At 71.5% G+C, this 10,870-nt stretch carries 10 protein-coding genes; 4 read left to right on the top strand and 6 right to left on the bottom strand.

The features are described 5' to 3' along the window. Positions 1–209: 209 nt before the first annotated feature. Complete coding sequence (gene nagB, locus AB0O01_RS30520) at positions 210–995, bottom strand: glucosamine-6-phosphate deaminase (RefSeq protein WP_365318360.1); 786 nt, start codon at positions 993–995, stop codon at positions 210–212. A gap of 253 nt (positions 996–1,248) precedes the next feature. On the opposite strand from nagB, the gene AB0O01_RS30515 reads away from it, so the two are divergent. Beyond that, the gene (locus tag AB0O01_RS30515; RefSeq protein ID WP_365318397.1) at positions 1,249–2,316 is read left to right on the top strand and encodes an SIS domain-containing protein; all 1,068 of its coding nucleotides are present in this window, start codon (positions 1,249–1,251) and stop codon (positions 2,314–2,316) included. Positions 2,317–2,877: 561 nt separating this feature from the next. Then, a complete protein-coding gene (locus tag AB0O01_RS30510; protein ID WP_365318395.1) occupies positions 2,878–4,344 on the top strand; it encodes a PAS domain-containing sensor histidine kinase in 1,467 nt (488 codons plus the stop codon). 265 nt (positions 4,345–4,609) lie between these two features. Here AB0O01_RS30510 and AB0O01_RS30505 read toward each other — a convergent pair whose 3' ends face one another. Both AB0O01_RS30505 and AB0O01_RS30500 read right to left on the bottom strand, forming a co-directional pair. After that, entirely contained in the window at positions 4,610–4,867 is a 258-nt protein-coding gene (locus tag AB0O01_RS30505; RefSeq protein ID WP_003992873.1) for a WhiB family transcriptional regulator, read from the bottom strand. Positions 4,868–5,189: 322 nt separating this feature from the next. Next, positions 5,190–6,158 (bottom strand): diacylglycerol kinase family protein, encoded by a 969-nt coding sequence (locus AB0O01_RS30500; RefSeq protein ID WP_365318359.1) that lies wholly within the window; start codon positions 6,156–6,158, stop codon positions 5,190–5,192. A gap of 239 nt (positions 6,159–6,397) precedes the next feature. On the opposite strand from AB0O01_RS30500, the gene AB0O01_RS30495 reads away from it, so the two are divergent. After that, a complete protein-coding gene (locus tag AB0O01_RS30495; RefSeq protein WP_365318357.1) occupies positions 6,398–6,850 on the top strand; it encodes a hypothetical protein in 453 nt (150 codons plus the stop codon). Positions 6,851–6,970: 120 nt separating this feature from the next. Here AB0O01_RS30495 and AB0O01_RS30490 read toward each other — a convergent pair whose 3' ends face one another. The 3 genes from AB0O01_RS30490 to AB0O01_RS30480 form a co-directional block, all read right to left on the bottom strand. After that, positions 6,971–8,113, bottom strand: coding sequence for an RNA polymerase sigma factor SigF (locus AB0O01_RS30490; protein WP_365318355.1), 1,143 nt, complete (start codon positions 8,111–8,113; stop codon positions 6,971–6,973). Then, positions 8,110–8,523 (bottom strand): anti-sigma factor, encoded by a 414-nt coding sequence (locus AB0O01_RS30485; RefSeq protein ID WP_015657891.1) that lies wholly within the window; start codon positions 8,521–8,523, stop codon positions 8,110–8,112. Before AB0O01_RS30485 ends, AB0O01_RS30490 begins: the two co-directional genes overlap by 4 nt. A 326-nt stretch (positions 8,524–8,849) precedes the next feature. After that, on the bottom strand, positions 8,850–9,110 hold the full coding sequence (locus tag AB0O01_RS30480) for a UBP-type zinc finger domain-containing protein (RefSeq protein ID WP_365318353.1): 261 nt from the start codon (positions 9,108–9,110) through the stop codon (positions 8,850–8,852). Positions 9,111–9,172: 62 nt separating this feature from the next. Between AB0O01_RS30480 and AB0O01_RS30475 the strand changes: the two genes are divergently transcribed. After that, positions 9,173–10,771 (top strand): Na+/H+ antiporter, encoded by a 1,599-nt coding sequence (locus tag AB0O01_RS30475; protein WP_365318351.1) that lies wholly within the window; start codon positions 9,173–9,175, stop codon positions 10,769–10,771. The last annotated feature ends 99 nt before the right edge of the window (positions 10,772–10,870 follow it).

The raw sequence follows: 10,870 nt of genomic DNA, 5'->3' as shown, positions 1-10,870 counted from the left end.
CGGCGCCGGCTTCCCCGCACGCGTGGGCTTGGGGGCGTGTCGCGCCGGGCCCCGCGCCCCTGGGAGGTGCAGTCGGCGCCAGTTCCCAAGGGGCGCGGGGAACTGCGCGAGCAACCCCCCACGTACCCGCACCCGCCCAGCAAGCCGCACCACCCCAAACGAAAAGCGCCGGTCACTCACATGACCGGCGCTTTCGGCAATCCCGTTCCTCAAATCCCCTGCCACTCCGGCTTGTTTGAGAAGGCGTGCCGGAAGTAGTCGGCGAGCTTCAGCTTGGACGCCGCCGCCTCGTCGACGACAACCGTCGCCCGCGCGTGCAACTGAAGCGCCGACGCCGGACACACCGCCGCCACCGGCCCCTCCACCGTCGCCGCCACCGCGTCCGCCTTGCCCTCACCCGTGGCCAGCAGCACCAGGTGCCGCGCCTCCAGGATCGTCCCGATCCCCTGGGTGATCACATGGTGGGGCACCTGCTCGATGTCCCCGTCGAAGAACCGCGCGTTGTCCACCCGGGTCTGCTCGGTCAGGGTCTTGATCCGGGTCCGCGACGCCAGCGACGAGCAGGGCTCGTTGAACCCGATGTGCCCGTCCGTCCCGATCCCCAGCAACTGGAGATCGACCCCGCCGGCCGCCCCCAGCGCCCGGTCGTACGCCTCGCACGCCGCCGGGATGTCCTCGGCGGCCCCGTCCGGCCCCAGGAACGCGTCCATCCCGATCCCGAGCGGCTCCAGCACCTCGCGCCGCAGCACCGACCGGTACGACTCCGGATGCTCGGCCGGCAGCCCCACGTACTCGTCCAACTGCGCTATCCGCGCCCGGGAGACATCCACGGCCCCGGACCGCACCTTCGCCGTCAGCGCCTGGTAGACGGGCAGCGGCGTCGAGCCGGTGGCCACCCCGAGCAGGGCGTCCGGCTTGCTTCGCAGCAACTGCGCCATGGCCTCGGCGATCAGCTCGCCGCCCGCCGCGGCGTCCGGAACGATGACAACTTCCACGCTGGGCCTGCCGTTCTGAAGAGAGGAATCGGGGGACTCGAAGGAAGACGCGGAGAACCCGGTGTCGGGCCGTGTGGTTTAGACCAATCTATCAGGGATCGGCCCGCCGTCCCAGGTCGCGTACGCCCTCCCGCGCGCCCCGCGTGGCACCATGACGCCACCGCGCCCCCACACCCCCGCACACCCCCCCACCGTCACCCCGCACACCCCCCACCCCCACCCCCGGAGGCCCCCCATGCCCCCCATGCCCCCCATGCCCCCCACCCCGTCCCCCCCAACCGACACCCCCGGGCGGATCATGGCCCGTGAGATGGCCGAGCAGCCCGCGGTGCTGCGGCGGATCCTCGCCGAGGGCGCCCCGGTGATCGCGCGCGTCGCCCGGGAGATCGCCGCGCGCACCCCGCGCTTCGTCCTGCTCACCGCCCGCGGCACCTCCGACAACGCGGCCCTCTACGCCAAGTACCTGCTGGAGATCAAGCTCGGGCTGCCCTGCGGGCTCACCTCCATGTCCACCGTCACCGCCTACGGGGCCCGCCCCGACCTCACCGACGTCCTCGTGGTCGTCGTCAGCCAGTCCGGCGGCTCGCCCGATCTCGTCGCCTCGACCCGCGCCGCCCGCGAGGCCGGCGCGATCACCCTCGCGGTGACCAACAACCCGGACTCACCCCTCGCGGCCGTCGCCGAGTACCACATCGACATCCTGGCCGGTCCCGAACGCGCGCTCCCCGCCACCAAGACCTACACCGCCTCCCTCCTCTCCCTCTACCTCTTCGTCGAGGGCCTCGGCGGCGGTGACGGCGCCGCCGCCGAACCGCTGCCCGACCTCGCCGCGCAACTCCTCGCCCGCCATGACGAGATCCGCACCCTCGCCGCCCGCTACCGCTTCGCCGAGCGCATGGTCATCACCTCCCGCGGCTACGGCTACCCCACCGCCAAGGAGGCCGCCCTCAAGCTGATGGAGACCAGCTACATCCCCGCCCTCTCCTACTCCGGCGCCGACCTGCTGCACGGCCCGCTGGCCATGGTCGACAACGTCTCCCCGGTCATCGCGGTCGTCACCGACGGCAAGGGCGGCGAGGCCCTCCAGCCCGTCCTGGACCGGCTGCGCGGCCGGGGCGCGGACCTGGTCGTCATCGGCCCCGCCGACCGTGCCCGCGGCGCCTCCGCCGGTTTCGTCCTGCCCACCGAGGGAGTCGCCGAGGAGGTCCAGCCGGTACTGGAGATCATCCCCCTCCAGCTCCTCGCCTACGAGGTCACCATCGCCCGGGGCCAGGACCCCGACGCCCCCCGCGCCCTGGCCAAGGTCACCGAGACCCGCTGACCGGCCCGCCCGTGACGGACCGGGGACGTCCGCCGAAATCGCCGTGAATATCGCGCCCCGCAGCCGACCTCTGCGGGTTAGGCTGCGTGGCGTCAACAATCAACAGGCTCCAGCAATTCGCCGCCCCCGACTCATGGACACGCGGAGTGGTCTAGTCCACAATGCTGTCAGCGGGGATTTCCGCGCGGCGGTGACCCGATCGGCCGCAGGGCCACCGGCACCGCCCGTCGCACGGCGCACAGCACACGCAACGCCCATGGCAATGCCCACTGCACACAAGCCTCCGTCCTCCCCGCACAGGAGGGCGGACCGAGGAACCGGTGCTCTCTGCCCTGACTGCTCCGGGTCCTCATCCATCGGCCGACCGGGACCGCACACCCCACGGCCGTTGTTGCTCCGGGCTGCGGTGCCGGGAGGGTTGAGGGTCCCTCCCAGGCGCCGCGGCCCGCGGGTGTCTCCGGCCCCCTCCGCACACCCCGCGGGCCGCATATGACCCCTTGGCGCCGGTCCGGACATTTAGGGGGCCCTCAGGCCCCCAGGTACGCTCACAGCGTGCCCTCCATGAACGAGCTGGTCCGCCAGCACACCGCCCTCGACGACTCCGACCTGGAGTGGCTCCATCTGCTGGTCTCGGAGTGGCAACTGCTCTCCGACCTCTCCTTCGCCGACCTCGTTCTGTGGGTCCCCACCCGCGACGGCACCCGCTATGTCTCGGTCGCCCAGATGCGCCCCAACACCGGCCCCACCTCCTACCAGGACGACATGGTCGGCCACCTCGTCCCGCGAGGCCGCCGCCCGATGCTGGACGCGGCGCTGGACGAGGGCCGGATCGTGCGCGAGGGCGACCCCGAGTGGCGCGAGGAGGTCCCGGTCCGCGTCGAGTCCATCCCCGTACGGCGCGACTCCCGGGTGCTCGGCGTCATCGCCCGCAACACCAATCTGCTCACCGTGCGCACCCCCAGCCGGCTGGAGCTGACCTACCTCCAGAGCGCCTCCGACCTCGCCCAGATGATCGCGGCGGGCGCCTTCCCGTTCGCCGACCAGCAGGTCGACATGGACGCCTCCCCGCGCGTCGGCGACGGCCTGATCCGCGTCGACGCCGACGGCATCGTCCAGTACGCCTCCCCGAACGCGCTCTCCGCCTACCACCGCATGGGCCTCGCCGCCGACCTCGTCGGCCACCACCTCGGCCGCACGACCGCCGAACTCGCCCCCAGCCGGGGCCCGGTGGACGAGGCCCTCGCCAAGGTCGCCAGCGGCTGGGCCCCCCGCTCCTTCGAGATCGAGGCCCGCGACGGCGTCATCCAGTTCCGCACGATCCCGCTCAAGCCCAAGGGCACCCGCACCGGTTCCCTGGTCCTGCTCCGGGATGTCACCGAACTGCGCCGCCGCGAGCGCGAGTTGATCACCAAGGACGCCACCATCCGGGAGATCCACCACCGGGTGAAGAACAACCTCCAGACGGTGGCCGCCCTGCTGCGCCTCCAGGCCCGCCGGATCGAGTCCGAGCGGGGCCGCGCGGCCCTGGAGGAGGCGGTCCGCCGGGTCGGCTCGATCGCCATCGTCCACGAGACGCTGTCCCAGAACCTGGACGAGCGGGTGGAGTTCGACGAGATCGCCGACCGGGTCGTCGCCATGGTCGCCGAGATCTCGCCCGGCAAGGTCACCGGCCGCCGCTCCGGCCGCTTCGGCATCCTGGAGGCGGAGGTCGCCACCCCGCTCGCCATGGTGCTCACCGAGGTCCTCCAGAACGCCCTGGAGCACGGATTCACGGAGGGCGAGACGGGCACGGTCGAGGTCTCGGCCGTACGCGGCGGCACGACCAAGCAGACCCGGCTGCTGGTCACGGTCCAGGACGACGGGGTGGGCCTGCCGCCCGGCTTCGACCCGCACACCTCGGGGAACCTGGGCCTCCAGATCGTCCGGACGCTGGTGGAGGGCGAGTTGGGCGGCGCCTTCGACATGGTCCCGGCCCCGGAGCGCGGCACCCGGGTGATCCTGGACATCCCGGTCCGCGCGCACAAGTGAACATGCCCAAGTGAACGTGAACAAGTGAACGCGAGTGCTTCGGAGTTCCCGGGCCCGGACACCGAAGAGCCCCTGGCGCCGAAGAGCCTCGGACGCCAAAGAACCCCCGGGCACCGAAGAAGCCCGGACAGCAAAGAACCCCGGACCGTGTGAACGGTCCGGGGTCAGTGCGCATCGGGGGTACTGCGCGCTGCGGCTCGGGGGCGGGAGTTGCGTACGCGCTGTACGCGCCGCCAAGCTCAGGCTGTTGTGCGGGGCGGGTAGGTCAGGCGGATGCCTGACGGGCCCGGTTGCGGGCGGCGCGGCGCTTCATGGCGCGGCGCTCGTCCTCGCTGAGACCACCCCAGACGCCGGAGTCCTGACCGGACTCAAGCGCCCACTGCAGACACTGCTCGATCACCGGGCAGCGGCGGCAGACGGCCTTGGCTTCCTCGATCTGCAGCAGCGCAGGACCGGTGTTGCCGATGGGGAAGAAGAGCTCGGGGTCTTCCTCGCGGCAAACGGCGTTGTGACGCCAGTCCATGGCTGCTACCTCTCCTTGGGTATTACGTGCTGATTGCTTGTGAATGTGAACGCTTTCACGAATCCCTCAACAAGGGAAGGGCCGACCGTCAGGTTTCCCTGGCGTGGTCCTGTGGGCTTGAAGAGGGGTTCCGGTGATCTGTGGAGGCCGGTGGTGCGGGCCGTCTCGATCGCCACGTAGAGACTCGCAAACCTCAGCGGCGGATACAACCCCTTCTGGAAAGTTTTTTTTGATTCCTCGGTGTCGACTGTGTCACAGCCGTACTTCCATGGGGTGGACCCTGGCCTAAACGTTCGAGTGAAAGGACTTTAGCCCCTTCTGCTCACACAATCACACGCAGTGCACGGCGTACGCCTGTGAACGTCACGCTGGTACGGAGCCCGAGGTGGTCACCGTCCATCTGAAGCGGGAGCGGGACCTTCGAATGCAAGGTGAACGCGTCCAGATCGTGCAGTGAGAGGGCGTGCTTCCCCTGCGGCCCCCGCTCGGGGGACGAAGTCAGCAATTGCGTGCCATATCGGGCGACGGCGGCGGTGGACAGCCTGCTGAGGCCGAATACGTCGAGCCCGGTATCGAACGACGCCTTAGGCGACGCGTACATCGGGCGATTGCCCAGGAAGGTCCAGGGGGCGGTGTTCGAGGCTATGCACACCACCAGATCGGACACCGGATCCTCACCGGTCCGCTCCAGGGTGATGGAACCGTGCCGCCGGCTCGGCTCGCCCAGGAACTGGCGGACGACCTGACGGACGTAGAGCGCGTGGGTGGAGCGTCTGCCGCGCTCGCGCTGCTGCTCGACCCGGCCGACGACCCCCGCGTCGAAGCCGAGCCCGGAGTTGAAGGTGAACCAGCGCGGGGGCACCGCCTCGTCCTCGGTGCCGGGGGTGCCGGAGGTCAGGCCCAGACCGATGGTGCGCTCACTGCCCTCGCGCAGCGCGTTCAGCAGGGCGCCGGTCGCCTCGACGGGATGGTTGGGCAGATCCAGGGCGCGGGCGAAGACATTGGTGGAGCCGCCGGGGACCACCGCGAGACCGGGCAGCCGGTCCGGGTCGGGGCCGGAGTGCAGCAGACCGTTGACCACCTCGTTGACCGTGCCGTCACCGCCGAGGGCGACGACCAGGTCGATGTTGCCGCTGTCCGCCGCCTGCCGGGCGAGGTCCCGGGCGTGGCCGCGGTACTCGGTGGTGACCGCCTCCAGCTTCATCTCGCTGGCGAGCGCGTGGATCAGCACATCGCGCGTGCGCGCACTGGTGGTGGTTGCCGCCGGATTGACCACGAGAAGTGCACGCATGGGTGGCAGCGTACCTACTGGGGGGTACCCGATCCCAGTGCGAGGGGGAGGGGGCGGGAGTGGGGAGCCCGGCCCGGGGTCCTGCCCGGCCCGGCCCGGCCCGATCCTGGTGGCTGGTGGCTGGTGGCTGGCGACCGGTGGTGGGCGGTGGTGGGCGGTGGCTGGTGGGTGGTGGGCGACCGGCGGTGGGCCCAGGGGGCGTACCGGGTGCCGTATCCCCCGAGGGCTACCCTGCTGGGGTGAGCAGCGAGCAGACTCCCACCCCCGAAGCCACCGGACCCCGGCCGCGCCGGCTGACGTACGCGGCGGCCCTGACGGGTCTTGAGGGGCTCGCGCTGCTCATCGGCGGCGCCTGGATCCTCGTCCTCGGACTCACCGGCCATCCCGACGACCGGCAGCAGGCCGTCACCGGCGGGGTCACCCTGATCGCGCTCGCGCTGCTGCCGCTGCTCGCCGCCCGGGGGTTGCTGGCCCGCCGGAGCTGGAGCCGGGGCCCGGCCGTGATCACCCACATCATCGCCCTGCCGGTCGCCTACAACCTGCTCCAGACCGACAGCGCCGCCATCCCGGCGGGTATCGCGCTCGGGGTGACGGCGGTGCTGGGCCTGTACTTCCTGGTCAACCAGGAGACGACCCGCGCGCTGGGCATCCGGGGGCCGGGCGCGGTGGCGGACGAGGCGGAGCGGAAGTAGGCGATGCCGGGTGACACCGGGTCCGCCCCGGCATCCCGCCGCCCGTCTACTCCTCCACTACCTCCACTACCTCCACTACCTCCACTACCTCCACTACCTCCACTACCTTCACTACCTTCACTACTCCTCGACCAGGAGCTTTTCCCGTAGCTGCGCCAGGGTGCGGGCCAGGAGGCGGGAGACGTGCATCTGGGAGATGCCGACCTCCTGGGCGATCTGCGACTGGGTCATGTTCCCGAAGAAGCGCAGCAGCAGGATGCGCTTCTCGCGCGGCGGGAGATCCTCCAGCAACGGCTTGAGGGACTCCCGGTACTCGACGCCCTCCAGCGCCTCGTCCTCCGCGCCGAGGGTGTCGGCGACCGCCGGGGACTCGTCGTCGGTGTCGGGGACGTCCAGGGACAGGGTGGAGTAGGCGTTGGCCGACTCCAGGCCCTCCAGGACCTCTTCCTCGGAGATCGCCAGCTTCTCGGCCAGCTCGTGGACCGTGGGGGAGCGGCCGTGCAACTGGGACAGCTCGGCGGTGGCCGTGGTGAGGGCCAGCCGCAGTTCCTGGAGGCGGCGGGGGACCCGGACCGCCCAGCCCTTGTCGCGGAAGTGCCGCTTGATCTCGCCCACGACGGTCGGGGTGGCGTAGGTGGAGAACTCCACGCCGCGCTCCGGGTCGAAGCGGTCCACCGACTTGATCAGCCCGATCGTGGCGACCTGGGTGAGGTCGTCCAGCGGCTCGCCCCGGTTGCGGAACCGGCGCGCGAGGTGCTCCACGAGCGGGAGATGCATCCGCACGAGCTGATTGCGCAGCTCCGCGTACTCCGCGCTGCCCTCCGTCAGCTTGCGCAGCTCCAGGAACATCGCCCGCGCCCCGCTGCGGTCCTGGGGGTCGTGCTGCGCGGCCGGTCTGCCCGGTGCCGTCTGCGCGGCCTGTGCCGGCCGTGCCGTCTGTTCGGGGTCTCGCTCGTGCTCGCTCATCGTCCCGCCCGTTGCCCTGCCCCGCGCCCGCGCGTCAGCCCGGGTGGGGGACACCCCGCTCCGCCGGGCGGACGTGCTCCGCGCGGCGCCTTCCTGATTCGTCCGTCCCTCGCCCGGGGAGCCGGCCGGTCCGGTGCCCCCGGACACGTCCTCCGGGTGCGGCCGGGCCTGCTCGGGAATGGCGTCGATGCCCTCCGCCATGGGCCGGGAGCCGCCCGGGGCACCCTCGGCGCCCTGGGCGGCAAGCTCCCGTGTGCCGCGCTCGTCGTCCCGCACCGGCCCGTCCCCGTCCTTCACGCCGGCCCGGGTCCCGCGCCGCGCTGTTTGTACAGGCTGATGGAGACGGTCTTGTCGTCGTCCACCGCGGAGGAGACCTTGCCCGCCAGGGCGGACAGCACGGTCCAGGCGAAGGTGTCCCGCGAGGGGGCGTGGCCGTCGGTGGTCGGCGCCGAGACGGTGACCTCCAGCGAGTCGTCGACCAGCCGGAAGACGCAACTGAGCACGGAGCCCGGCACGGCCTGCTGGAGCAGGATCGCGCAGGCTTCGTCCACCGCGATGCGCAGGTCCTCGATCTCGTCCAGGGTGAAGTCCAAACGGGCCGCGAGGCCGGCCGTGGCCGTCCGCAGCACCGACAGGTAGGCACCCGCGGCCGGCAGCCGGACTTCCACGAAGTCCTGGGTCGCGGGCTCGCCTGCGATCTGGGACACCCTCACCTCCAAGGTGGTACAAGCTATTCGGGGCCGAGGGTCGCCCCCCGGGGGTAACGCGATGGGTCGTTCAGCGGTGACGCTATCGCGCTCTCAACAGTCCTGTCCCCGGGACCCCATCCCCTTGCCGTCACTCATAGTAAACACGCGGATACGCTCCGTGGCTAGGGGTGTGCCGGGCCCAAATGGGAAGAGCGCGCGCCGGATTGACGTACCCAGGCGTCAGACGGTCGAACCGTCCCCGATCCCGACCTGTCGTGGATCACATCGGACCGGTTCCGGACAGGGCGACCGTCGCCCCGGGTCACCACCGGTGTCACCGGAGGTCACACCAGGACATGATCGACGAAGCACCAGCGCCAGCTCTCGCCGGGCTCGAAGGTCTTCATCACCGGGTGGCCGGAATCCTTGTGGTGCTCGGTCGCGTGCCGGTGCGGCGAGGAGTCGCAGCAGCCGACGTGGCCGCAGGAGAGGCAGAGCCGCAACTGCACGGGGTTCGTCCCGTCGGCGAGACACTCCAGACAGGTCTCACTGGCCGGGGCGGGTTCCGGGTGCGGCAGCGCGTCGGCGTGCGTGCACTGTTTCATGATTGCCAGATTACGACGGGTGTGCGGGAGACCGCGCGCACAACGAAGGGCGGGGATGACGCATGGACGTGATGCCGCTGCTGTTGCTGGTGGCGGGCAGCGCCGCGGTCGCCGCGGCCGGGCGGCGCACGCCGGTGCCCGCGCCGCTGCTGCTGGTCACGGCGGGCCTGGCGGTGTCCTACGTGCCGGGCGTACCCGAGTACGCGCTCGACCCGCACATCGTGCTGCCGCTGCTGCTGCCCCCGCTGCTGCACACCGCCGCCACCGACAGCTCCTACCTCGATCTGCGCGCCCAGCTCAGACCGGTCGCGCTGCTCTCCGTCGGCTATGTGCTGTTCGCGACGGTGGCCGTCGGATACGCCGCCTATCTGCTCATCCCCGGGCTGCCGCTGACCGCGGCGCTGGTGCTGGGCGCGGTGGTGGCGCCGCCGGACGCGGTCGCCGCCACGGCGGTCGCGCGCCGGGTGGGACTGCCGTCCAGGATCACCACCATCCTCCAGGGCGAGTCCCTGGTGAACGACGCCACCGCGATCACCGCCTACCGGGTCGCCGTCGCGGCGGCCATCGGCGAGGGGGCGAGCTGGGCGGGCGGCATCACCGAGTTCGTGATCGCCGCGGTCGGCGGCATCGGCATCGGGGTGCTGCTGATGTTCCCGATCCACTGGCTGCGCACCCACCTCAAGGAGGCCCTCCTCCAGAACACCCTGTCGCTGCTCATCCCGTTCGCCGCCTACGCCGTCGCCGAGCAGGTGCACGCCTCCGGGGTGCTCGCGGTCGTCGTGGTCGCGCTGTACCTGGGGCATCGCGCGTGGGAGGTGGATTTCGCGACCCGCCTCCAGGAGGACGCGGTGTGGCGCATGGTCGCCTTCGTCCTGGAGTCCGCCGTCTTCGCCCTCATCGGCCTCCAGCTCCCGGTGGTCCTGCGCGGCCTCGGCGCGTACGAGGGGCTCGACGCCGCCTGGTACGCCGTCGTCGTCTTCCTGGTGGTCGTTGCGTCGCGGTTCATCTGGGTCTATCCGGCGACCTTCCTGCCCCGGCTGCTCTCCGCGCGGGTGCGCAAACGCGAGGAGAACCCGACCTGGAAGGGGGCGTTCATCATCTCCTGGGCCGGGATGCGCGGGGTGGTCTCGCTGGCCATCGCCTTCTCCATCCCGGTCACCATGGACGACAGCGAGCCCTTCCCCGGCCGCAATCTGATCCTGTTCCTGACCTTCACCACCGTCATCGGCACCCTCGTCCTCCAGGGCCTGACCCTGCCGCCGCTGATCCGTGTCCTGCGGCTGCCCGGCAAGGACGTCCAGGCCGAGACCCTGGTCGAGGCCAACGCCCAGGCGCAGGCGTCCCGGGCCGCCGAGCGCCGGCTGGACGACCTCCTCACCGACGAGCGCAACGCCCTGCCCGGCCCCCTCGCCGACCGGCTGCGCACGGTCCTGGAACGCCGCCAGAACTCGGTGTGGGAGCGCCTCGGCCAGCCCAACCCGGTCACCGGGGAGACCGTCGACGACACCTACCGGCGGCTGTCCCGCGAGATGATCGGCGCCGAGCGCGAGGTCTTCGTCCGGCTGCGCGATCTGCGCTACATCGACGACGAGATGCTGCGCACCCTGCTGCGCCGGCTGGACCTGGAGGAGGCGGCGGCGTACCGGGAGTCGTCGGCGTGAGGGGTCCGGGGGGCGCGGCGCGGGGAGGGTCCGGGGCGCGGCGGGCCCTGCCGTGTCCCGGACGGCACCGGGGCCCGCCGTGTCCCGGACGGTGGACCC

This window comes from Streptomyces sp. NPDC093252 (assembly GCF_040683675.1).
GTDB lineage: Bacteria > Actinomycetota > Actinomycetes > Streptomycetales > Streptomycetaceae > Streptomyces.
The sequence above is the reverse complement of the archived record's forward strand: the minus strand, read 5'-3'. Positions and strand labels throughout refer to the sequence as shown.